Here is a 23,729-nt window from a genome sequence, read left to right as displayed (position 1 = left end):
AGAGAAATTAACGCAGACCGAGTTGGAAAATCAGGGTTTCCGCTTCACATGCGAAAACAAAGTCGATATCCAGTTGGACACCACCCGCCACTTCCGTAAAGGAAGAGGTGATCTGGCAAGGGTCGGACTCTACGCTGCGAGCTCTGGCGCTCAGCGCGGCCAGCGTTTCTTCAGCGTCGGTACGATTGCTGAACACGCGGCTGTAAGAGGCGGTGCAATCGGAGTTGTCCATAATGGTGCCAACATCCATACAGCAGCAAACCGGGGTTTCATCAGCACTGCATTTACTCATTGTTGATTTCCTCTGAATTCGCACCCAAGGTGCCAGGTAAACGATGTGATTATTTTACGCTCCGGCGAATAGCCTCTCCAGTTGTTCATTCCATGTAGGGCCATAAGTGACCGAAATCACACTTAAAAATGATCTAAAACAAAAATCATCCAATCGCCTGATTAAGACTTACCCCGTTTTTGCCACGCAGATCCCGTTTCGAAGATCACAATTGAAAAAACTTATATACAAACTTGCAACATTCCCTCTGGTCAGACCTATACTTCCGCCACTGGTCTGATTTGTCTGAAGTACCTCAGACCCTACACTTCGCGCTCCGTTACGACATGTAACATAGTTTGAATAAAAATAACTCGATTTCGAATGAGGTTATGGTCATGAGCCAGAAAACCCGTTTTACCAAGTCTGCTCTGGCAGTCGCAGTGGCAATCGTCTCTACCCAGGCCTGGTCCGCAGGCTTTCAACTCAATGAGTTTTCTTCCTCTGGCCTTGGTCGGGCCTATTCAGGTGAAGGCGCTATCGCAGATGACGCGGGCAACGCCAGCCGCAACCCTGCATTGATTATGATGTACGACCGCCCGATGTTCTCTGGCGGTGCGGTGTTTATCGACCCGGATGTCAACGTTACCGGCCGCTCTGCTATCGGGAATGATGCAAGCCAAAGCAACATTGCGCCAACCGCCTGGGTACCGAACCTGCACTTTGTTGCGCCGATTAATGAGCAGTTTGGTTGGGGCGCGTCTGTCACCTCCAATTATGGTCTGGCTACTGAATTTAACGATGGTTACACAGCCGGTTCGATGGGCGGGAAAACCGACCTTGAAACCCTGAACCTGAACCTCAGCGGTGCCTATCGCCTGAACAACCACTGGAGCTTTGGCCTCGGTTTCGATGCGGTCTATGCAAAAGCAAAAGTTGAACGCTACGCGGGCGATCTGCCACAGATGGTAGATGCGCAAACACGCGGCGTTTTTAATTTATCCCGTGCTATTCCGGCAAACACACAAATTGCGCGGCTGAAGGGTGATGAGTGGGGGTTTGGCTGGAACGCCGGTATCCTGTACGAGCTGGATAAAAATAACCGTTACGGTTTGACCTATCGTTCAGAAGTTAAAATCGACTTTGATGGCGATTATCGCAGCAATCTGCCGCTCACCGTGAATGCGCTGGCCCCTGCATTGGGTCTTAACAACCTGCCTTATGCCACAGCGGGTTCCACTATCAATGGTGCGCTGACGCTGAACCTGCCGGAGATGTGGGAACTGTCAGGTTACAACCGTATCGATCCGCAGTGGGCCATCCACTACAGCCTGACCTACACCAGCTGGAGCCAGTTCCAGGAGCTGAAAGCCACCGGCAGCAACGGTCAAACCCTGTTCTATAAAGATGAAAGCTTTAAAGACGTGTACCGCATCGCTCTGGGCACCACCTATTATATGGATGATAACTGGACCTTCCGCGCCGGTATCGCCTATGACGATAGCCCGGTTCCGGCCGATAAGCGCTCTATCTCCATTCCGGACCAGGATCGTCTGTGGCTGAGCACCGGTGCGACCTATGCATTTAACAAAGATGCCTCTGTCGACGTCGGTGTTTCGTATATGCATGGTCAGAAAGTGAAGTTCACCGAAACCCCGTATACCTTCCAGTCTAGTGGCCGGGCATGGCTGTACGGCATGAACTTTAACTACGCCTTCTGATAAGACAGCGGTAATAAAAAAGGTGAGCATTCGGCTCACCTTTTTTGTTGGCTGCGGTTTATTCCGCATCAATATCTTTCAAATCGCCCTCTATCGCCTTCGCGTTAGGGTTCTCTTGCGGCTTCAGCTTGCCACCATTGGCAATAAAATCATGACGCTGGAAGTAGGCTTCGCGCACCATAATATACGGATCGGAAGACTGGCGGAGTAAGCCATCGGAATCCAGCAGTTGCGCGCGGGTTTCAATGCCTTCCACCGTCCATTTACCGACGGACAATGGCCACGTCAGCCAGGAAAGCACCGGATAGAGCGTATCCGCTGCATCACCACCATCTTCACGCAACGTGAAACTGCCATAGAATGGCAACTGCATATAGGGACCGTAACCGATGCCATAATGGCCGAGCGTACTGCCGAAGCGGTGCGGTTCAACGCGCTGCAATTTCGGGTTAGACATGCCGGCAACGTCCATAAAGCCGCCCATCCCCAGCAAGGTGTTCAGGAAGAAACGGGTAAAGTGAACCATCCCCTGGTAGGGATCTCCCTGTAAGAAGAAGTTCGCCATGATCGCCGGCTCTTCAAGGTTGCTGGTAAAGTTGCTCAGACCGTTGCGCGCCGGTTGCGGCACATAATTACGCCACGCAACCGCGACGGGTCTGACAACGTAAGGATCCAGCACATTGAAGTTAAAGTTGTACATGGTGCGGTTGAACCCTTCAAACGGGTCTGAACGCCCCTGCGACTCTCGGGTACCGGAGCTGGCGCAGCCGACCAGCACCGTGGTAGCCAGCGCAAGCGCCGACAGGCGGAATTTCATAGGTGTCTCCCTGGAGAATATGGCCATCGGTGAATGCCATCCATAAAGGCGCAAACGCAAAATGCCCGGATTTGCGCCCGCAACATGTCACGCATTGTATCAGCGCGTCTTATGATGTCTACGCAGCGAACAGTCTTCATTTCAGCATAGCCCGCATTCAGCGGTGCGCTGCGTTGACAATTTTATACATACTTTCCCGACGACGTATCACCATTGTTGCTTTCCCCCTGTACTTTAGGACGATACCGCCACGAATCGCCACAGAAACTCGCTACGCTTAATTGCATCTGCAGAGAACAAGTGAGGTTTTAGTGGACGCAATAAAAGAAGAGAAAATCGACACGCAGAGTAAAGAGATCGCCGTCGAGAGCGACGAAAAAAAGCGTGGCGAAAAAATCGAACTGGATGAAGACAGGCTCCCCTCTCGCGCCATGGCAATTCACGAACATATTCGTCAGGATGGCGAGAAAGAGCTGGAACGCGATGCAATGGCGCTATTCTGGTCGGCTATCGCCGCCGGGCTATCAATGGGGGCATCTCTGCTAGCAAAAGGGATATTTCACGTTCAGCTTGATGGCGTACCCGGCGGTTTCTTGCTGGAAAACCTCGGTTATACCTTTGGTTTTATCATCGTCATCATGGCGCGCCAGCAGTTGTTTACCGAGAACACAGTGACAGCCGTATTGCCGGTCATGCAAAACCCCGGTTGGGTGAATTTTGGTCTGATGACGCGCTTGTGGGGCGTGGTGCTGTTGGGGAATCTTATCGGCACGGCGATTGCGGCCTGGGCATTTGAGCATATGCCGATTTTTGATGAACAGACGCGCGATGCTTTTGTCAAAATCGGCATGGATGTGATGAAAAACACGCCGGGCGAAATGTTCTCCAACGCGATTATTTCCGGCTGGATCATCGCCACCATGGTGTGGATGTTTCCTTCAGCTGGCGCGGCGAAGATTGTGGTAATCATTCTGATGACCTGGCTTATTGCACTGGCGGATACCACGCATATTGTGGTGGGGGCGGTGGAAATTTTTTATCTGGTTTTTAACGGCACACTGCACTGGAGCGAGTTTATCTGGCCTTTCGCGCTACCGACGCTCGCCGGAAATATTTGCGGCGGGACCTTTATTTTCGCCCTGCTCAGCCATGCGCAAATCCGCAACGATATGATCAACGCTCGTAAGGCTGAGGCGAAAGCCAGGGCCGAAGAGGAAAAGCACCAGAACAAGGGTGCGGAAAAATAAGCATAAACGGTGACAGTTTAATCACTTGGCGGCCTGCGCGCTTAACGTGGCGCGCAAATGACGTTATACTCCAGCCGCCCTGTCCCCTTAGTTAAATGGATATAACGAGCCCCTCCTAAGGGCTAATTGCAGGTTCGATTCCTGCAGGGGACACCAGAGCATCCTTTTATTGCTTAAATCTTCACGTTATTTGCTCTCCCGGCTGATTATCACAAGCGCGTCAGGCATCCGGTGTGATGGCCTGTGTCGTGTTCATTGCCTGTGTCGTGTTCGTCCCGGCGGAATCGGTCAGTTCAAGACCGAATTTTTTAATCTCTTCATCGGTGAAGATACCGGCAACGCTAAAGTCGAGCGCTTGCGCAAGCTGTGTGGCTGTCAAATTGTCCACCAGTTCTTTCATAAAGGCATCCTCTTCATCAACTGAACGGCGTGTTCTGCTACCGGTTGCCAATGTAATCGCCCAGTGTCCGGTCTTCTCATCGCCAACCCACTTGAATTTGAAACTACTGAGCAGTTCATTAATCAGTACGACCAATGAGTCTGCATTGTTCATTTTGGTATAAGCCCGCTCCATAGCCAGAAATAGCGCTCGGGCCTGCGCTATTGCGCGGTCCAGGGTATTTAATGGCGGAAGTTCATTGACCAGATACTCGGCAGATGTTTGTGCTGTACGGCCTAATGTTGCATGCGGACTGAATGATTCCCATCTTGATTCACCGAATCTAAAATGATGCTGTTTTAAATTGGGGAATTTTTTTCCTAAGTCGGCAATATAGGCATAGTCCTCAGACCCAATGGCATGATGGGTCATCTCATGAAGAAGCGTGTTTTTAATCCCTTTCTCTTCTAATACCGTGGGGAAAACTAACATAATGCGTGCAGAAGGATCCCGCTCATAAACAAAAGCCACCGTTTGCGATATATCACCCTCACTTGCTGTAACGGGTACAACACGGCTGAGCTTGGTCTCTTTCACATGATAATGTGCTTGTTGGTAAAGCCGACTCGATAATTCATCAAGCCGTTGATAAGCTTCCCCAAGGATCGTAGCATCGGGCGTATTTAAATACCTGGCCAGCACTACGAGGATCGCATCACGCAATTCTGGCGATGCTTTTGCTTGTCCAAGCAGTGCGGAAAGTTGATCCGCCCGGGTATATGTCTTATTAAACGCCGTTTCAACTTTATCAATATTTTTCGAGGGTATAAATCTCCCCCACCATTTTTTACCCACATTTGCTTTATAGGTTATAAAATCAGGCGCAGCTATTTGGAAGCCACTATTTTGTAATTCGTAGTTATAAAAATTTGTCAGGTTCTTGATTTTAGTGGGATCTCTGAGATTGAGCGCCAGATCTTGCATGATCGGCCTGAATTTGGTTATATCCGGACCGATCTCTTTCAATAAAGCGGCATATTTCATAATGAGATCGCCTTGCGATAAATTAACCGGTACATCTGCAAAAAACGGCAGGCTCTTCAGAGAAGACTGTAACTCCGGATTTTCTTTTAACGCTTGTCGGATAGAAGCAGAAAGCGATGTTTCTGCTTCCGCACCTTTTTCCACGCCAAGCGTTTTCTCAAAAAATTCCTGCATATCATCGAAATCCAACCCCGTGCTTTTCACGCTATTTTTGTATTCTTGCGAGGTATAAATCAGTACCCCATCCACGGGATAATCTTTTAGTGGGAGACTACCCGCCGCTTCCGTCATAGGCTCAAACTCTTCAAATAACTCTGAAAAATCAGCATCATTTTTGACATCATAATAGCCAGTCACATCATCAGTCTGCTTACTTTTCTTAATCACTGTTTGGAGCCATTCATTCTCATCAAAATAAATATATGAGAATTCATTATTATCGGAAAACATCTGTACCACCACCCGATCATTACCTCTTCTCCCTTGCACAAAATATTGGTTTATCACTTCATCCGTAGTGCTTCCTTTTTTCCATCGGGTGAGGATACGGATATCAGATTTAAATCCCAATTCGCGCATTTTACTGATCACTTTTTTGGCAGTTTTTGATTGCTTCAGCAAGCCCTCCCCCGCAATGTTGTTTGCCGCAGCGCCAGCCCCGGTATCCGTCTGCTGTTTCGATGATCCGGCAGCAGCGTCTGTTTTGTCAGACGGTTTCGTTTTCACAGAGGGGCGTGCCGTGTCCGACGCTTTTAACGTCTCGACGACCTTATCGAGATCGCTGCGCGCTTCTTTGCTGATCGTCGTCACCGTATCCGGTACTTTGCGCAGACGCCGGATACCGGTTTTGGTCATTACTTGTACCAGCTTTTCCTTCACTACCCGGTACAAGTCGGGCAGCGTTTCCTTCACCGCCGTATTCCCCAGACGCGCCAGCCGCCGGGTGCCTTTCACCACGCCGCCTATTGCAGGCCCAGCCAGATTGCCCCCCAGCTCAAACGCCGCCGCCATCACCATCGAACGGATATACAGCTCACGCTCTTCCTCATCATCTGCCAGCGACGCAAGCACAGCCGTTGGCACAACCTCTCCCAGCAGGGTGACCGCCAGAGATGCCGCTACCCATGGCAGAGCAGGGCCGCCCAGCATTACGCCACCGACCATAAGCAGCACCCCGGAGAGAATGGCCAGCGTATTAATCAATTCGAATGCAACGGCCCGTTTATGCTCCGCAGACGAGTAAATAAGATCGTCGTAAAGGTCGACAAGATCCTTGCGATGCATATCGATAAGCTTGTCGAAGAGCACATCCGGCGTTTTTGCATAGGTGATAAAAGGTGGGTAGTAATCAGATGAAGATACTTCGGAGGTCATGTCCATAGAGTATGCTGGTGCATCATAGTGCTCTGCGCGATAGTCATAACTGTCGTCCACTTTCGCCAGCGCCTTCCCCGTCCGGATCGTCCGGTGTTTCTCCATAAAGGCCTTTATCGCGGGGTATTTTTCAATCACCACGCCAGGGGAAACCTTTCTCCCTCTCCCTTCCTTATGTACTTTGCCGGCAAATCCAGGCCACGGCACTTCACAATAATCATTGTTCCACAGTGACAGTAGCACGCCGATTTTCTTTTGCTTGGGAACGAGAGAAGGTGAAACCGGAATAAAAATCACATCAGCAAGGGTGACACCATGCCACTCCACGCTTTCCGCTTTGGTCTCGCCTTTGAGAAAACTTTCAACCGCATCGATATAGCGCTGATGGTACTCTCCCTGGGAAGCCTTCGATACGCGGTTTTTTCTGTCGATATACGCCAGTGCCGCTCGATCCAACATAAACTTATAGGCTTTCCTGGCCTTTTGTCCGCCCTCGGGGTTGTTCAGGTCAAACTCATCCTGAATTCGCCAGTCAGCAAAATCCCCCATATTGCCCAGACGTTCCTTCAGCGCACTGGGAAACGAGGAGGGCCATTCAATCACATCGTCGGTATAGGATGTTCCGTAATCTCTGCGCGGCACCCCCCTGGCAATGTCGACCAGCGTGTAGCTGCGGGAAGGAATAGTGGTGGTCAGTTTCCCCTTTACATCCATGCCGACCCCGGCTTTGAGTACAACCGGACGGGAAGTGATTATTGACTGATCGGACCATTTATCTTCCAGCCCATACATCTCCAACGACTCCCGGACAAAGGCCGTCATATAGCGATCCGGGTGGAGGATGTTTTCCCCCAAAAAGTCGGTCAAATCTGCTATCCGCCGATCCAATATCGTTTTCAGCTTATCCAGCATATATTTATCGGCACTGAAACGCTCAGGCATCGGTTCGGCCTGTTCGGCTTGCTGGCGGATGTTTTCCCAGTCCACTCCGGTAAGCAACGCGTGTTCCGTCGATACGGTTGTATTGCCCACAGTCGCAGGCTGCGAGGTTGCCGTTTCACTGGTGTGCCGCGCCTCCATTGCCCACAACAGCGGCAACGCCTCCACTATCGACTCATTATATAACTCGAAATATTTCGACTGGGTTTGCTCATTCCAAAGAAGGAAAATGTGCTCTTTAATTATCTTGTTCAACTCCTCATCCAGCACGGCAAAATCATAAGCGGCAACCATATCGTCGTTTTCAAGCGCATGTAGCAGGCGTTTGACTGTCAGGATACTCCACGCGGTATAGAGCGTGACCAGGTCCACATGACCTGTATCGTCCCGAATAAGGTCCACCAGGCTTATCAGCATGATTTTGAGATACTGCGGAAATGTCCCGGAAAATCGGGATCGATCAATAAGATCGACATAAGACAGGCTGTATTGCCCAAAGAACACTTCCGATGCCGGTATATCCGTGCTGAATGACAATGACGTATTTTTCATGATATCTGTCGACGGTCTGTCAGCACTGTAGGTAGCCAACCGCGCGGTACGCTCCGCGAGTTTTTTACTTTTGGCAGCATATTCCTTCAGTTCGCCCGCATCCATCGCGTTACCTTCCCAGTCATCGTTCAGCCTGTTGGTCAGCGTTTCAAGGCGCTGCACAAGTACTTCCTCATCTCTGGCCTCCTCCACATTCATATGAAGCAGCCCCATGCCCCAGTCATACAGCGCTCTGCGGTAAAGCTGAAGGTAATAACGTCCCAGATGTAGCCAGCGTTCATCGGGCAGTTCTGCAGACTTCGCGCCTGAATGCGGATCGTAGATGCTCGCAATGGACTCCTCTTCAATCTCCTGCTGAAATTCTTGCCTGAAGGTCCCGACCTGCAATTCATCCATTCTTGTGAACCACGCATCTGCGAGCGGGAAGCTCTCTCTGGGCACATACAGACTGCCCCGATCACCCGGTTTGGGGCCTTCGCTCAGCATCAAAAATATCGATTTTTCTAAGGTGCCATTCTTGGCTGCTTTATATTCTTCAGCCCAGTATGCACTGCGTAACGAGGGGTCTGCTGTCGCGTTGGCTGGTACAGTCATGTTTGCTGATGCGGTCGCGTTGGCTGGCGCTGTTGCCTCCGTTGTCACGAACGGATCTACCAGTATCTTTTTCACTCTGATACCACGCGAAACCTGGGGCTCCGCCATCAGATGTGACCTTTTAACGCGAGATTTCGCAGCCAGGGAGGCTTCCTCTGCCATCACGGTCGTGCTTTCCGGCTGCTGGCTGGCACTATCCGTGCTGCTGAATGCAGATGAGGCAATGTTATCTTCCACCAGTTCCGCGACTATCGCTTCCAGCTCTGCAATATCACCAGGGCTGAAGGGTGATACGGCCTCAATCGGCGAAGCCGCGTTTCGTTCAGGAAAGAGCGAGTTAATCAACTCCCGCTCGTCCTCAGTTAACATCCCGGTCAGTTCAGCCAGACGTTCATAAGCAGAGGCATTTTCATCATTACTGCGACCAAACATCGAATACCAGGCGTATGATAGCCCTGCCAGCAGAGCGGAAGCGCCAACTGCTTGCGCAGCCCCTCGCGGGGAGATCTGCGATGCTGCAGCAGCCATGAGCAGGCCGGTTGTACGGGTCATATCGGCAATACGATCGCTTATACCCGGCCGTGCTGCCTGAGTGGCTACCCCCGCTCCGCCCAGCATCGTCATGGCGATATACGTCGGTGCAGCGCGATCGCCGGCAGACGCAGTGCCAGGTGCCAGCGACGTATCGTATGTTGATGGGGTATAGGTCGTTTCCTCCTCCGGCTTCGCTATCACCTCTGCTTCTGCCTCTGGAGCTGGCTCACGCACTTTCGCTTCTGCCTCCGACAGCGATTTTCGCGTCGCCGGCCCCGCTTTTACAACACCGGTCTCCTGCTGACGGGTTCGCGCCCTCTCCACCGGGATCCCGGTTCCCAGAACATTCAGCACATACAACATCAGTGTTAAGCGCTCAGCCAGATTTCGTGCGCGAAAGACAGGCAATGGCGGCAGGGGCGCTGCTGCAGCTTCCGCTGCCAGTCGGGCGTCCCGCTCATCAAATTCGTAGCGGATCCAATCCTCCACCGAAGCGAATCCTGGGATCCCCAAAGTGCGTTCGGCTATGGCGCGCCTGCCACGGTTATGCCTCCTTTCGCCTCGTTTCTTCGGATGTGCATATTTCGCTCTTTTGACTTTTTCAAAGGGAGGGGCATGTCTGGGCATCACGCTTTCCTCATGATTGAGGGTGAGTGAAAGAGAAATGGCCGGAAATATATAAAATTAAAAATAGCAATAGTCAGACAACAACTACTGGTCTGTTCCGCGAATTGGGATATTTCATTAAGGTTAATGCACAGGACCCGGAGCCAGGGAAATTCCCCCTGGCCGGTTGCAGAAACAGCGGTGATCAAATCTGACTGGGTAGCACAGCCGGCAGCAGTGGCATCAAACGCCGCGCAGCCAGAAGCGCCGTGGCCTTTTCGATGTCGGGTGCGAAAAACCGGTCTTTTTCGTAGTGCGAAACCTGCTCGCGCAGCAGGTGGCGCGCCTGTTCCAGCAGTGGACTACTGGTTAACCCTTCGCGCATATCCAACCCCTGGCAGGCGGCCAGCCACTCCACCGCAATCACACCACGCGTGTTAGCGGCCATCTCCCATAAGCGGCGGCCGGCAGCTGGAGCCATCGACACGTGATCTTCCTGATTTGCTGAGGTCGGCAAACTGTCCACACTATGCGGATGCGCTAACGCTTTATTTTCGCTCGCCAGCGCGGCAGCGGTGACCTGTGCAATCATAAAACCGGAGTTCACGCCGCCGTTTTTCACAAGAAATGGCGGTAACTGCGACATGTGACTGTCCATCAGTAACGCTATGCGCCGCTCCGCTAATGCGCCCATTTCCGCAAGCGCCAGCGCAATATTATCCGCCGCCATCGCCACCGGTTCCGCATGGAAGTTGCCACCTGATATCACCTCATTTTCCGCCGCAAACACCAGCGGGTTGTCCGACACCGCATTCGCTTCCGTCAGCAGAACGTCCGCCGCGTTACGCAACTGCGTCAGGCACGCGCCCATCACCTGCGGCTGGCAGCGCAACGAATAGGGATCCTGCACTTTATTGCAGTTGTGATGCGACTGCGAAATGGCGCTATCGTCGGTCAGCACGTGGCGATAAAGCGCCGCAGCGTCAATCTGCCCGCCTTGGCCGCGCACCTCGTGAATACGGGCGTCAAACGGGCGACGCGAGCCCAGTGCCGCTTCTGTGGTCAATGCCCCACACACTATTGCAGCAGCAAACAGATCTTCCGCTTCAAACAGCCCGCGCAACGCGAATGCCGTAGAGGTCTGCGTGCCATTGAGCAGCGCCAGCCCCTCTTTCGCCGCCAGCGTTAGCGGTGTGAGTCCGGCGTGTTTCAACGCCTCAACAGACGGTAACCATTCGCCCTGCCAGCGCGCTTTACCTTCGCCGAGCAGCGTCAACGACATATGGGCAAGCGGTGCCAGATCCCCGGATGCGCCTACCGAACCTTTCGCCGGGATCCACGGATAAACGCCCGCATTGACCATTGCCACCAGCATCTGGATCACCGGCAAACGGATACCAGAAAAACCACGCGCCAGGCTGTTAATTTTTAACACCATGATCAGTCGCACCATGGCGTCGTCCAGCGGCTCACCCACTCCCGCAGCATGGGAAAGCACCAGTGAACGCTGGAGGTTTTCCAGATCTTCGGTAGCGATACGCGTCTGCGCCAGCAAACCAAAACCGGTATTAATGCCATAGGCTGTACGCCCCTGCGCCATGATGGCATTCACACACGCCACGCTGTTATCAATGGCGGCAAACGCGCTGTCATCCAGCGTAAGATGAAGCGGGTGGCTGTAAATATCACGCAGTTGCGCCAGTGTCAGTTGGCCGGGAATAAGGGTGAGATTCTTCATGCCTGGTAAAGTCCCTGAGTTGCTGCGTTTTCAGGCTGCGTGCGGCACTCCTGAAAACACGGTGAGTATATAAACACATATACTTGTCTATACAAATACACGCAAGTCATGATTTAACATAAAAGATACAATTTTTTTATAGTGCGCCAGTAATCACGGTTTCGTGGTGACACACCCGTAGACACAAAAATCACTGCACAAATATGCCCAGGCAGACGGGTGTTTATGCATTTTTTTGCATGTCGCTTTTATTGCGTTTTTAAGACACAAAAATCCGCTTTGGCGAAGAGTGTGAACTGACTCAAAAAATTAGCCTTATAAATCAGGCGGAAATGAAGCGTTTCAGCATGGATTTTCTCCTTCGCTGAAGCACAATTTATTTAGCAGTGAAATTAATGTGTCGCCAAACCCCGACACAGCCTAACTTACTAAAATTAAATAAAAAAACCCTCTTGTAAGGGCAAAAAATTAAGCGTACATTAGCCTCGTTTGGTGAGGAATCACCCAAGATTCTGAGATGGAGCTGTGGCCGAAAGGGAGAAAATTCTCATTTTCGTTTTGGCGTAGTTTCACCTCTCTATACTCAGTCCTGATAGGTCATGAATGCATACATAATGTATGCGGAGCGATGAACGTGAAATATTTCTTTATGGGCATTTCGATGATGGTCATTGTTTGGGCCGGCACATTCGCCCTGATGATCTAACCTGAGCTTATTGATGCAGAAAAGAAAAAGGAGCCTTTCGGCTCCTTTTTTTATTGATTCGGTTTAAGGTTCAATATCTTCCGTTGTGGTTTTGGGCGCTGCCGCAAGCAGGCCATCAGCGCGGAACATGCTTTTAATACCCCGTACCGCCTGCCGAATACGATCGCGGTTCTCAATCAGCGCGAAACGCACGTGAGTATCGCCGTAATCACCAAAACCAATCCCCGGCGACACACAGACTTTGGCGTCTTTCAGCAACTTCTTGGCAAATTCCAGCGACCCCATTGCTGCATACGGCTCCGGTATTTTCGCCCATACGTACATGGACGCTTTCGGCATCTCAACCATCCAGCCGGCTTCATGCAAGCCTTTCACCAGTACATCGCGGCGGCGCTTGTACTGCGCGGCAATGTCGCGCACGCACTGCTGATCCCCTTCCAGCGCCGCGATTGCCGCGACCTGCAACGGCGTAAACGTACCGTAGTCATGGTAACTTTTGATACGCGCCAGCGCGTTAACCAGCACCGGATTGCCGACCATAAAGCCAATACGCCAGCCCGCCATATTGTAGCTTTTCGACAGGGTAAAGAATTCGACCGCGACGTCGCGCGCGCCGGGCACCTGCATGATCGACGGCGCTTTCCAGCCATCATAAACAATGTCGGCGTAAGCCAGATCGTGCACGACCAGTACATCGTAGCGTTTTGCCAGCGCCACCACTTTCTCGAAGAACTCTAACTCTACACACTGCGCCGTAGGGTTGGACGGGAACCCGAGGATCATCATCTTCGGCTTCGGGTAACTTTCGCGGATTGCACGTTCCAGTTCGTTGAAGAAATCGACCCCTTCTACCAGCGGTACAGAACGCACCTGCGCGCCCGCGATCACCGCGCCATAGATATGGATGGGGTAGCTTGGGTTTGGTACCAGTACCGTATCGCCATGATCCAACGTTGCCAGCATTAAATGCGCCAGCCCCTCTTTCGAGCCAATCGTCACAATGGCTTCGGTTTCCGGATCGATATCCACCTGATAGCGATCCTGATACCAGCGGGAAATCGCCCGACGCAGACGCGGAATACCGCGCGAAGTCGAGTAACCGTGTGTATCCGGACGCTGCGCCACAGTACAGAGTTTCTCGACAATGTGGGGGGGAGTCGGACCGTCCGGATTCCCCATGCTGAAATCAATGATGTCTTCGCCGCGCCGACGCGCAGCCATTTTCAGTTCAGCAGTGATATTAAAAACATAAGGGGGAAGACGATCGATACGCGTAAAACGGCGTTCAGGACTGAAGTCAGCCATAGATTCCTCGGGATAACGTGAGCGCCCGGACCGTCCGAGCGACGTCGCCGCGATTGCGGCGTGCTAAGAACATAGCCCGAAAAATTTCCTGCTGTCGAGAGGAAAAGGAAAAAATAATGTTCTGACAAAAAAGGGGAACCCCAAAAAACCACCCTGAGTGCAAGACCATCCCTTTATTACCGAATCAAACAAATATTTTAACAACATGATATCAATAAAATTACTCTACATTTTCATCAAATCTCCGTCTTCGCTCACATGCTTTCGACGCTAATTAATCCCCTTTTGAAATAGTGGTTTTTCCTCATTCACTCAATGAATGTCCCGGCTGGTCATCCGGGCCGCAGTTTTTTATCATAGCTTTTTGACGCCTTTCACATGAGTTTCCCGTGCACGAAATATTCGACATGCTGTTGGCGGTTTTCGATCGCGCGGCGTTGATGCTGATCTGCCTGTTTTTCCTGATCCGTATCCGCCTGTTTCGCGAGCTGCTGCATAAAACCGCCCACTCCTTCAAAGAGTTACTGGGCGTAACCGCCATCTTCTCCATGTTCGCACTGTTCAGTACCTGGTCCGGTGTCCCTGTGGAAGGTTCGCTGGTCAACGTGCGTATTATTGCGGTGATGTCCGGCGGCATTCTGTTTGGTCCGTGGGTCGGTATCATTACCGGCGTGATTGCAGGCGTACATCGCTATTTGATTGATATTGGCGGGGTTACGGCGATCCCCTGCTTTATCACCAGTATTATTGCCGGGATCATGTCCGGGGTGATTAACCGCAAGATCCCGAAAGCGCAACACTGGCGCGTGGGGATTATCGGCGGCATGATCTGTGAAAGCCTCACCATGATGCTGGTGGTGGTATGGGCGCCTTCCACCGCGCTCGGCCTCGATATTGTCTCCAAAATCGGCGTACCAATGATCCTGGGCAGTGTCTGTATCGGGTTTATTGTGCTGCTGGTACAGAGTGTTGAAGGGGAAAAAGAGGCCATGGCAGGACGTCAGGCAAAACTGGCACTGGATATCGCCAATAAAACACTGCCGCTGTTCCGTAACGTTAACAGCGAATCCCTGCGCCAGGTGTGCGATATCATTCGTCGTGATATCGACGCCGACGCGGTCGCGATTACCAACGTCGACCATGTTCTGGCTTATGTTGGCGTCGGGGAAAATAATTACCGCGACAGTGATGACATCATCAGCCCCACCACGCATCAGGCGATCAACACCGGCGAAATTATCATTAAAAACAATGATGAGGCGCACCGCACGCCAGAGATTCACTCCATGCTGGTGATCCCGCTGCGTGAACAAGGCATCGTCACCGGGACGCTGAAAATCTACTACTGCCACGCACACCAAATCACGTCGTCGCTACAGGAGATGGCCGTCGGGTTATCACAAATTATCTCCACCCAACTGGAGGTGTCCCGCGCCGAACAGTTGCGTGAAATGGCAAATAAGGCAGAACTACGTGCATTGCAGAGCAAAATTAACCCGCACTTCCTCTTTAATGCCCTGAATGCTATCTCGTCATCCATTCGTCTTAATCCGGATACCGCCCGGCAATTGATCTTCAATTTGTCGCGTTATTTACGCTATAACATTGAATTAAAAGATGATGAGCAGATAGATATCAAAAAAGAGCTCTACCAGATTAAAGATTACATTGCGATTGAACAGGCGCGCTTTGGCGACAAACTGACCGTCATTTACGACATTGATGAAGAGATCGGGTGCGAAATCCCCAGCTTGTTGATCCAGCCACTGGTAGAAAACGCTATCGTGCATGGCATTCAGCCCTGTAAAGGCAAAGGGGTAGTGACCATTAGCGTAGAAGAGTGCGGCAACCGCGTGCGTATTGCCGTGCGTGATACCGGAAATGGCATATCGCCGGAGATGATCGCCCGCGTAGAAGCCGATGAAATGCCCGGCAATAAAATCGGTCTGCTGAATGTTCACCAACGAGTAAAACTGCTGTACGGCGAAGGGTTACATATCCGCCGCCTGACGCCGGGGACGGAAATCGCGTTTTACGTGCCACGCCAGTCGACGCCCGCGCCCTCGATTGCCGCGCTGTTGCCTTAACGGGAGATGTGAATGAAAGTCATCATTGTTGAAGATGAAATCCTGGCGCAACAGGAGCTAAGCTGGCTGATTAAAGCGCACAGTCAGATGGAGATTGTCGGCACGTTTGACGACGGTCTCGACGTACTGAAGTACCTGCAACACAATAAAGTCGACGCCATTTTTCTCGATATCAACATTCCCTCGCTGGACGGTGTATTGCTGGCGCAGAACATCAGCCAGTTCGCCCACAAACCCTTTATCGTGTTTATTACCGCCTGGAAAGAGCATGCGGTCGAAGCCTTCGAACTGGAAGCGTTTGACTACATCCTTAAACCTTATCAGGAGTCACGTATTATCAGCATGTTGCAAAAGCTGGAACATGCGTGGCAACAACACACTGGCGCGACTACAAACCCGCAGCCACGGGAAAACGCGACCATCAATCTGGTGAAAGACGAACGCATTATCGTCACCAGCATTCATGATATCTATTATGCGGAAGCACATGAGAAGATGACCTTCGTCTACACGAAGCGGGAGTCTTACGTGATGCCGATGAATATCACCGAATTTTGCAGCAAACTGCCAGCGGCGCATTTCTTCCGTTGCCACCGCTCCTACTGCGTCAATCTGGATAAGATCCGCGAAATAGAGCCATGGTTTAACAATACCTATATTTTGCGGCTGCGCGACCTGGAGTTTCAGGTGCCCGTCAGCCGCAGTAAGGTAAAAGAGTTTCGGCAGTTAATGGCGATCTAGAGATAGTAGCCCAGTGTCTGGCGCAGGTGCGCGCCTGCGCCTAACAGCCCCGGATTGTCGTGGACGATAAGATAAACCGGAATATCCTCGACGTAGGATTTAAAACGGCCTTTATCTTCAAAGCCGCCGCGAAAACCGGAAGCGGTAAAGAAATCGAGGAAGCGCGGTACAATCCCGCCGGCAATGTAGACGCCGCCAAAGGTGCCAAGGTTCAGCGCCAGGTTGCCGCCGAAGCGCCCCATAATGACGCAGAATAGTGACAGTGCGCGGCGACAATCGATGCAGCTATCCGCCAGCGCGCGCTCGGTTACATCTTTCGGTTGCAGATTTTCCGGCAAACGCCCGTCGGATTTCACAATTGCGCGGTAGAGGTTCACAAGCCCGGGGCCGGACAGCACACGCTCGGCGGAGACATGACCAATCTCACTGCGCAGCTCTTCAAGGATAATCCCTTCTTCTTCGCTGTTGGGCGCAAAATCCACATGACCGCCCTCGCCCGGCAAGCTCACCCAGCGTTTATCCACATGCACCAGGTGCGCGACGCCAAGGCCGGTGCCCGCACCGTAAACGGCGATCGGCTTGCCTTCCACCGGCTTAGCGCCGCCAAACTGGATCAGATGCTCTTGTTTCAGCATCGGGATCGCCATCGACACAGCCGTAAAATCGTTAATGATTTCCAGATGGGCGAAGCCAAGGTTTTTCTTCATTTCTGCGATGGAAAAAGCCCAGGTGTGGTTGGTCATCGCTACCCAGTCACCGGTGATCGGGCAGGCAATGGCGATACACCCGTCCTCCACGCTCACGCCGTGCTCCTCAAGGTATACACGTACCACAGCTTCCAGGCTTGGGTAGTCGAGGCCGGAGTAGGTCTTGGCCCGGGAGATGACGCCGCTGTCGACATCGCATAACGCTAAGCGCGCGTTAGTGCCGCCTACGTCTCCCACTAAAGCATATTTTGTCATTCTTTTACGGCTCCGCTAAAGTCAGAATAAATCTTTGGCACACTGTAAATTCAAGGCGCTTTAACGACAATGACCATAACACGAGTGCCCCAGGATTATCGATCTTCGTCACAGATTAACTTCGTGGTTTCGGCTCTGTTAGCAGCCACTGCGACACTCTTCCGGTAAAAGGACATAAGCATGCTCCATCCGCGAGCCAGAACCCTGTTATTGCTGGCGCTGCCAGCACTGACGATTGGCGTAGCCTCAAGCCTCGTACTCCTGCTGGTGATGAAAATCGCCGCAGTCTTACAATCCATTTTATGGTTCGGCATTCCCTGGCGGCTGGGAGTCGATCCGGACTCTCCCGGCTGGATCCTGCTGATGTTGACACTGACGGGTGTGGCCGTTGGGTTGGTGATCCGCTTTAGCACGGGTCATGGCGGCCCTGATCCGGCGACCGAGCCGTTGATCAGCGCGCCGGTTGCCGTCAATGCGCTGCCGGGTCTGGTGCTGGCATTGATCCTTGGGCTGGCGGGCGGCGTCAGCCTCGGGCCTGAACACCCGGTGATGGTGCTGAATATTGCGCTGGCGGTGGCGATTGGCGCGCGCGCATTTCCGCGAGTCGCCCCACTGGACTGGACGATTTTGGCCTCTGCGGGCACACTTGGCGCACTGTTTGGTACCCCGGTTGCAGCAGCGCTGATCTTTTCACAAACGCTGACCGCCAGTAATGATGTACCGCTATGGGATCGTCTGTTCGCCCCACTGATGGCCGCTGCTGCTGGCGCGCTGACCACCACGGTGCTGTCGCATCCCCATTTCACTCTACCGATTCCCCATTATCCGCAGTTGCACATTGTCGATATCATCAGCGGTGCGGTCGTCACCATGCTCGCCATCGCGCTGGGGATGGTTGCGGTCTGGTGTTTACCCCGCCTGCATCAGCTTATGCAGCGGCTAAAAAATCCGGTGCTTGCGCTGGGCATTGGTGGGTTTCTGCTCGGTATTCTTGGCATCATGGGCGGTAATATCACCCTGTTTAAGGGGCTGGATGAGATGCAGCAACTGGCCTTTGCGCAGACATTCACCGTCAGCGATTATCTGCTGTTTGCGGTGATAAAACTGGCGGCGCTGGTGGTAGCAACAGCGTGCGGGTTCCGCGGTGGGCGTATTTTCCCGGCGGTGTTCGTCGGGGTGGCGCTAGGTCTGATGTTGCACCAACATGTGGACGCGGTACCAGCGGCGGTTACCGTCTCCTGTGCAGTGCTTGGTCTGGTGCTGGTGGTCACGCGGGATGGCTGGTTAAGCCTGTTTCTTGCCGCTGTCGTTGTGCCGGACACGACACTGCTGCCATTGTTATGCATCGTGATGCTTCCTGCCTGGCTGTTGCTGGCCGGGAAGCCAATGATGGTTGCTCCCCGGCGGGACAAATGATCACTGGTTGTTGCGCGCTTCAAGCGAGCGGGTGACGTCACGCAACAAATCAGGGAGATCTGTCTTCGGCAGCATGACTTCAATCAGCGCGAGGCGGTGATGATGGGCGGCAGCTTCCAGTGCCTCGGCCAGTTGTACCGTTTCGCTGACCCGCCAGCACTCAGCCTGACAATCATGGCTAAGTGCATGCGGAATATGCGTCCAGTTCCAGCGAGCAATGTCGTTATAACGCTGCTGCGCGCCATGAATGGCACGTTCCACCGTATACCCATCATTATTCAGCAATATAATGATGGGCCGCAGACCGTCGCGTAGCATCGACCCCAGTTCCTGAATGGTTAACTGAGCCGCACCATCGCCGCTGAGCAAAATCACCCGCCGTTCCGGGCACGCTGTTTGCGCGCCAAACGCGGCGGGCAGACAAAAACCGATCGATCCCCATAACGGTTGTACCAAAAAATCGACTTCCGCAGGCAAGCGCAAATCCGCTGCGCCAAACGCCGCGGTTCCCTGATCGGCCAGGAGGATATCGCCAGGACGGATAATATCTTGCAGTGTTTGCCAGAGTGCTGACTGATCCAGCGTCCCCTGATGAACGCGGGGCGGCACGTCAGTGTGATTAACCTGCTTAGGCGGGTTGCGCGGAAGATGGCGGCACACCGAGATCAGGGTATTCACCGCATCGCGCATCGACACGCCGCTGAACCAGGTTTCCCCTACCCGCGCGGCGAACGGCTGAATGTCGATAGTCCGTTCCCGTGGCAACTGCTGGCTAAACCCGGCGGTCAGCGTATCGGTGAAACGAGCGCCCACACAAATCACCGTGTCCGCCCCTTCTATGGCTTCGCGTACTGTTGGCGGGCTTGCGGCACCGCTGTAAGTGCCCACAAACCCGGGTTGTGTTTCATCAAATAGCCCTTTCCCCATCAGCATCGTGGCATGGGGGACGGGGAAATCACGCATCCAGCATTGCAACATTTTCTGTACGCCGAAGCGACGAGCAAGAAAATCCGCCAGTAGCGCAACGCGTGGACTGCCCGAAATCAGCGCCTGTGCATGACGGCGAAACGCATCAAGGCGCGTTTCGTCGGATTGCATTACCGGGGAAGTGATAGTGGTTACAGGCGGTGTCGCTGCCATTTTGGCGACATCAGCCGGTAACATCAGGTAACCGGGACGTGACTCTGTCAGCATGGTGCTGATAACCCGGTCGATTTCATAGCAGGCATTTTGCGCCGTTAAAATGGCGCGCGCGGCAGTAACCGGTTCGCTCATCCGCCAGAAGTGGCGAAAATCCCCGTCGCCGAGTGTATGGTGCAGTAATTCGCCACGTTGCTGCACTGCGCTACACGGTGCGCCAACGATATGCAGCACCGGTACATACTCAGCAAAACTGCCAGCAATGCCGTTAATGGCGCTTAATTCCCCCACGCCAAAGGTGGTAAGCAAAGCGCCAGCCCCCCGGCAACGCCCGTAGCCGTCGGCGGCATAGGCAGCGTTAAGTTCGTTGGCGCAGCCAACCCAGTGGACCGCCGGATGTTGAATGACGTGATCAAGAAATTGCAGGTTATAGTCGCCCGGCACGCCGAACAAATGGTGAATGCCACAGCCAGCGAGCCTGTCCAGCAGATAGTCGGCAACAGAGTAATCAGTTTGCATGACATTGATCCTTCCAGACTTTAGTTCTTCACTGAGTATTGAAGAACTGTGATGAGAGTCCAGGATACGCGCCATATCAGGGGTGGAAAGCAAGCTTTACGATAACGCCCGGTGTAATCTCATTGGTCCGGCGATGTAAACGCATACACTGAAGGCATGATGACTTCACAGGGGCAACGGCATGGTTTATCAGGCAGATTCCGCACGTTACGAAAAAATGGTCTACTCGCGCTGTGGTGATAGTGGGCTTAAACTCCCGGCGATTTCATTCGGGCTGTGGCATAACTTTGGCGACGCCACGCTGTTGGAAAACAGTCGGCAATTACTGCGGCACGCATTCGATCTTGGCATTACCCATTTCGATCTGGCTAACAATTACGGGCCGCCCCCCGGATCCGCAGAGAGCAATTTCGGCCGCATTTTGCGGGAAGATTTCCTCCCCTGGCGCGACGAGCTGATTATCTCCAGTAAAGCGGGATACACCATGTGGGATGGCCCCTATGGCGACTGGGGTTCGCGCAAATACCTGATCGCCAGCCTTGATCAAAGCCTGCGCCGGATGGGGCTCGAATATGTGGATATCTTCTACCACCATCGTCCGGACCCGGAAACGCCGCTGAAAGAGACCATGCGCGCACTGGATCATATTGTGCGCCAGGGTAAAGCGCTGTACGTCGGGTTGTCTAACTACCCGGCAGCATTGGCGCGTGAAGCTATCGACATTCTCAACGACCTGGGCACACCGTGTCTGATCCACCAACCTAAATACTCTATGTTTGAACGGTGGGTGGAAACCGAACTGCTGGATGCGTTGCAGCAAAAAGGCGTCGGCTGCATTGCCTTCTCTCCGCTCGCGGGTGGGCAATTAACGGACCGCTATCTGCATGGTATCCCGGCGGATTCCCGTGCTGCCAGCGGCAGTCGTTTTCTTAATCCGGATCAGCTTACTGATGAAAAGCTGGCGACAGTACACGCGCTAAATGCTGTGGCTCAACGGCGAGGACAGAAACTGTCGCAGATGGCACTGGCCTGGGTGCTACGCGGCGGCAAAGTGACCTCGGTGCTGATTGGTGCCAGCAAGATCGGGCAACTGGACGATGCCGTTGGCATGCTGACCAATCGGGATTTCAGCGCAGCAGAATGTAAGGAAATCGACGCTATTCTCAGCGGTGCAAAATAACGCTTTTTTAGCAAAAAGTGCTGCTATTCATGATTTAGGAGTTCCGCCAATAATACGGGGTTTTACCGCCCCGTAAGATTGTTGTAACAGGCCGTTTCGGCCCCGATCGTGAAGGAGAAGAGTATGTTCAGGTCACTGATTCTGGCAGCAGTGTTAATGGCTTCAGCGCCCCTGGTCGCTAATGCTGGCGAAATCACCCTGTTGCCATCTGTAAAATTACAAATTGGCGATCGCGATAATTACGGTAACTACTGGGACGGCGGCCGCTGGCGCGACCGTGACTACTGGGGTCGCAACTATGAATGGCGCGGCAACCACTGGTATAAACACGACCGCGGATGGCATCGCGGTTGGGATAAACGCGACGCCTATGAACGCGGCTACCGTGAAGGCTGGAACGATCGCGATGACCACCGTGGACCTCGAGGCGGTCGCTGGCATCATCATTAATACGAAAAAGGAGCGCATGCGCTCCTTTTTTTGTGGTGATGGGTAAACAGGATGTTATAAACCTGCCGCAGTTCCCACTAACAACCAGCCATTTAAACTGACCACCAGTATCACAATCACCCAGCCGGTACGCTTAATCAGCGATGTATTCACCAGTTCCCCCATCAGCGCGCGATTGCTGGTGAATATCAGCAGCGGCACCAACGCCAGCGCAATACCGAAGCTCAGCAACACCTGGCTCATCACCAGAATTTGCGTCGGATCCAGCCCCAGCCAGATAACAATAAACGAGGGCATCATGGTGATAGTGCGGCGAACCCATAGCGGAATGTGGAAACGCACAAACCCTTGCATCACCACCTGCCCCGCCAGCGTACCAACCACCGTTGAAGAGAGGCCTGCCGCCACCAGACTCAGACCAAAAATGGTGGCGGCTGCGTGACTCAATAATGGCTCCAGCGTGAGGTAAGCCTGATCCAAATCGGCAATCCCCGTATGCCCGTTAAAATGGAAAGCCGCGGCAGCGGTGGCCATCATGGCCAGATTCACAAAACCGGCGATGGTCATGGCAATCCCCACATCCCATTTGGTGGCTGAATAACGCTGGCGCTGGGTTCCCTGGTGCAAATGCTGCGTCAGGGAAGAGTGCAGATAAATCACATGCGGCATAATGGTTGCCCCCAACACCCCGGCAGCGAGAAAGACGGCATCTGTTCCAGGTAAGCTGGGAATCACAATCCCTTTCGTCAGCTCTGCCAGCCGCGGCTGAGAAAACACCAGTTCGACAATGTATGCCGCTGCAACAAACAGCAACAACCCGCCGATCACCTTCTCTAACGGTTTTTGCCCGCGTCGTTGCAGCATCAAAATGAGAAAGGTAGCAACCCCGGTCAGCACCGCGCCTTGCAATAACGAAACACCGAGGATCATTTTAAAACCGATAGCGGCGCCAATAAATTCCGCGAGGTCAGTGGCCATGGCGATAATTTCCGCCTGTACCCAGTAAAACCAGACCACCGGGCGTGGATAGTGATCGCGGATCTGCTCAGCCAGGTTTTTGCCAGTGGCGATACCGAGTTTGGCCGAGAGCAACTGAATCAGCATCGCCATTAAGTTGGCCCATACAACGACCCACAAGAGCTGATAGCCGAAACTTGCCCCCGCCTGAATATTGGTGGCAAAGTTGCCGGGATCGATATAGCCAATCGCCGCAATGAACGCCGGTCCCATTAACGCGAACCTTAGCTTGCGCGCTGCCCGCCCACTGCTATTCTCAACGCGACTACTGTTCATTTTATGCCCTTAAATATAGCCTTTGCTATGTTTCATGCTATCAAAATGAGAATGATTATCAAGTTCATTTAGATGGATTTACCTGATTTCTCTGATAGCCAGAAACGATAGAAG

16 protein-coding genes and 1 tRNA gene are annotated in these 23,729 nt (G+C 52.9%); 9 read left to right on the top strand and 8 right to left on the bottom strand.

What is annotated here, in order from left to right; genetic code table 11:
• Positions 1–7: 7 nt before the first annotated feature.
• Positions 8–292 (bottom strand): YfcZ/YiiS family protein, encoded by a 285-nt coding sequence (locus O9K67_RS07490; RefSeq protein ID WP_061493867.1) that lies wholly within the window; start codon positions 290–292, stop codon positions 8–10.
• A 377-nt stretch (positions 293–669) separates the two neighbouring features.
• Between O9K67_RS07490 and fadL the strand changes: the two genes are divergently transcribed.
• Positions 670–1,992 (top strand): long-chain fatty acid transporter FadL, encoded by a 1,323-nt coding sequence (gene fadL, locus O9K67_RS07485; protein WP_061493866.1) that lies wholly within the window; start codon positions 670–672, stop codon positions 1,990–1,992.
• Positions 1,993–2,050: 58 nt separating this feature from the next.
• Here the strand turns inward: fadL and mlaA are convergent, their stop codons facing one another.
• On the bottom strand, positions 2,051–2,809 hold the full coding sequence (mlaA, locus tag O9K67_RS07480) for a phospholipid-binding lipoprotein MlaA (protein ID WP_061493865.1): 759 nt from the start codon (positions 2,807–2,809) through the stop codon (positions 2,051–2,053).
• A 311-nt stretch (positions 2,810–3,120) separates the two neighbouring features.
• Here mlaA and O9K67_RS07475 point away from each other — a divergent pair, with 311 nt between their 5' ends.
• Positions 3,121–4,056 (top strand): formate/nitrite transporter family protein, encoded by a 936-nt coding sequence (locus O9K67_RS07475; RefSeq protein ID WP_061493864.1) that lies wholly within the window; start codon positions 3,121–3,123, stop codon positions 4,054–4,056.
• Positions 4,057–4,137: 81 nt separating this feature from the next.
• Positions 4,138–4,212: transfer RNA gene (locus O9K67_RS07470), tRNA-Arg, on the top strand.
• Positions 4,213–4,276: 64 nt separating this feature from the next.
• On the opposite strand, the gene O9K67_RS07465 is transcribed toward O9K67_RS07470, so the two are convergent.
• Positions 4,277–10,099 carry a hypothetical protein gene (locus tag O9K67_RS07465; RefSeq protein WP_148654697.1) on the bottom strand — a complete coding sequence of 1,941 codons (5,823 nt, stop codon included), beginning with the start codon at positions 10,097–10,099 and terminating at the stop codon, positions 4,277–4,279.
• A gap of 184 nt (positions 10,100–10,283) precedes the next feature.
• On the bottom strand, positions 10,284–11,816 hold the full coding sequence (gene hutH, locus O9K67_RS07460; protein WP_061493862.1) for a histidine ammonia-lyase: 1,533 nt from the start codon (positions 11,814–11,816) through the stop codon (positions 10,284–10,286).
• 634 nt (positions 11,817–12,450) lie between these two features.
• On the opposite strand from hutH, the gene ypdK reads away from it, so the two are divergent.
• Entirely contained in the window at positions 12,451–12,522 is a 72-nt protein-coding gene (gene ypdK, locus O9K67_RS07455; RefSeq protein ID WP_134318594.1) for a membrane protein YpdK, read from the top strand.
• A gap of 63 nt (positions 12,523–12,585) precedes the next feature.
• On the opposite strand, the gene alaC is transcribed toward ypdK, so the two are convergent.
• Positions 12,586–13,827 carry an alanine transaminase gene (alaC, locus tag O9K67_RS07450; protein WP_061493860.1) on the bottom strand — a complete coding sequence of 414 codons (1,242 nt, stop codon included), beginning with the start codon at positions 13,825–13,827 and terminating at the stop codon, positions 12,586–12,588.
• A gap of 389 nt (positions 13,828–14,216) precedes the next feature.
• On the opposite strand from alaC, the gene O9K67_RS07445 reads away from it, so the two are divergent.
• Positions 14,217–15,914: a sensor histidine kinase gene (locus O9K67_RS07445; protein ID WP_071889917.1), complete on the top strand. Its 1,698-nt coding sequence runs from the start codon at positions 14,217–14,219 to the stop codon at positions 15,912–15,914.
• A 12-nt stretch (positions 15,915–15,926) separates the two neighbouring features.
• Positions 15,927–16,655, top strand: a complete 729-nt coding sequence (locus O9K67_RS07440) for a LytR/AlgR family response regulator transcription factor (RefSeq protein WP_061493858.1) — start codon at positions 15,927–15,929, stop codon at positions 16,653–16,655.
• Here O9K67_RS07440 and glk read toward each other — a convergent pair.
• Positions 16,652–17,617 (bottom strand): glucokinase, encoded by a 966-nt coding sequence (glk, locus tag O9K67_RS07435; protein ID WP_061493857.1) that lies wholly within the window; start codon positions 17,615–17,617, stop codon positions 16,652–16,654. The two genes, O9K67_RS07440 and glk, sit on opposite strands and share 4 nt — an antisense overlap.
• Before the next feature lie 180 nt (positions 17,618–17,797).
• Between glk and O9K67_RS07430 the strand changes: the two genes are divergently transcribed.
• A complete protein-coding gene (locus O9K67_RS07430) occupies positions 17,798–19,033 on the top strand; it encodes an ion channel protein (protein WP_061493856.1) in 1,236 nt (411 codons plus the stop codon).
• Here O9K67_RS07430 and O9K67_RS07425 read toward each other — a convergent pair whose 3' ends face one another.
• Positions 19,034–20,692, bottom strand: a complete 1,659-nt coding sequence (locus tag O9K67_RS07425) for an alpha-keto acid decarboxylase family protein (protein ID WP_061493855.1) — start codon at positions 20,690–20,692, stop codon at positions 19,034–19,036.
• 181 nt (positions 20,693–20,873) lie between these two features.
• Between O9K67_RS07425 and mgrA the strand changes: the two genes are divergently transcribed.
• Both mgrA and O9K67_RS07415 read left to right on the top strand, forming a co-directional pair.
• Positions 20,874–21,872, top strand: a complete 999-nt coding sequence (gene mgrA, locus O9K67_RS07420; RefSeq protein ID WP_061493854.1) for an L-glyceraldehyde 3-phosphate reductase — start codon at positions 20,874–20,876, stop codon at positions 21,870–21,872.
• Positions 21,873–21,995: 123 nt separating this feature from the next.
• Positions 21,996–22,322 carry a DUF2502 domain-containing protein gene (locus O9K67_RS07415; RefSeq protein WP_061493853.1) on the top strand — a complete coding sequence of 109 codons (327 nt, stop codon included), beginning with the start codon at positions 21,996–21,998 and terminating at the stop codon, positions 22,320–22,322.
• Between the two features lie 54 nt (positions 22,323–22,376).
• Here the strand turns inward: O9K67_RS07415 and O9K67_RS07410 are convergent, their stop codons facing one another.
• Positions 22,377–23,615, bottom strand: a complete 1,239-nt coding sequence (locus O9K67_RS07410) for an Nramp family divalent metal transporter (RefSeq protein ID WP_071889914.1) — start codon at positions 23,613–23,615, stop codon at positions 22,377–22,379.
• Between the last annotated feature and the right edge of the window lie 114 nt (positions 23,616–23,729).

The sequence above is a fragment of the Kosakonia oryzendophytica genome (assembly GCF_027886705.1).
Taxonomy (GTDB): domain Bacteria; phylum Pseudomonadota; class Gammaproteobacteria; order Enterobacterales; family Enterobacteriaceae; genus Kosakonia; species Kosakonia oryzendophytica.
This window is presented reverse-complemented; position numbering and strand designations above follow the sequence as displayed.

Bases quoted from the DNA above. Each gene is read 5' to 3' on its own strand.
- O9K67_RS07490 (WP_061493867.1), bottom strand. From the start codon at position 292: ATGAGTAAATGCAGTGCTGATGAAACCCCGGTTTGCTGCTGTATGGAT.
- fadL (WP_061493866.1), top strand. From the start codon at position 670: ATGAGCCAGAAAACCCGTTTTACCAAGTCTGCTCTGGCAGTCGCAGTG.
- mlaA (WP_061493865.1), bottom strand. From the start codon at position 2,809: ATGAAATTCCGCCTGTCGGCGCTTGCGCTGGCTACCACGGTGCTGGTC.
- O9K67_RS07465 (WP_148654697.1), bottom strand. From the start codon at position 10,099: ATGCCCAGACATGCCCCTCCCTTTGAAAAAGTCAAAAGAGCGAAATAT.
- hutH (WP_061493862.1), bottom strand. From the start codon at position 11,816: ATGAAGAATCTCACCCTTATTCCCGGCCAACTGACACTGGCGCAACTG.
- alaC (WP_061493860.1), bottom strand. From the start codon at position 13,827: ATGGCTGACTTCAGTCCTGAACGCCGTTTTACGCGTATCGATCGTCTT.
- O9K67_RS07440 (WP_061493858.1), top strand. From the start codon at position 15,927: ATGAAAGTCATCATTGTTGAAGATGAAATCCTGGCGCAACAGGAGCTA.
- glk (WP_061493857.1), bottom strand. From the start codon at position 17,617: ATGACAAAATATGCTTTAGTGGGAGACGTAGGCGGCACTAACGCGCGC.
- O9K67_RS07430 (WP_061493856.1), top strand. From the start codon at position 17,798: ATGCTCCATCCGCGAGCCAGAACCCTGTTATTGCTGGCGCTGCCAGCA.
- O9K67_RS07425 (WP_061493855.1), bottom strand. From the start codon at position 20,692: ATGCAAACTGATTACTCTGTTGCCGACTATCTGCTGGACAGGCTCGCT.
- mgrA (WP_061493854.1), top strand. From the start codon at position 20,874: ATGGTTTATCAGGCAGATTCCGCACGTTACGAAAAAATGGTCTACTCG.
- O9K67_RS07415 (WP_061493853.1), top strand. From the start codon at position 21,996: ATGTTCAGGTCACTGATTCTGGCAGCAGTGTTAATGGCTTCAGCGCCC.
- O9K67_RS07410 (WP_071889914.1), bottom strand. From the start codon at position 23,615: ATGAACAGTAGTCGCGTTGAGAATAGCAGTGGGCGGGCAGCGCGCAAG.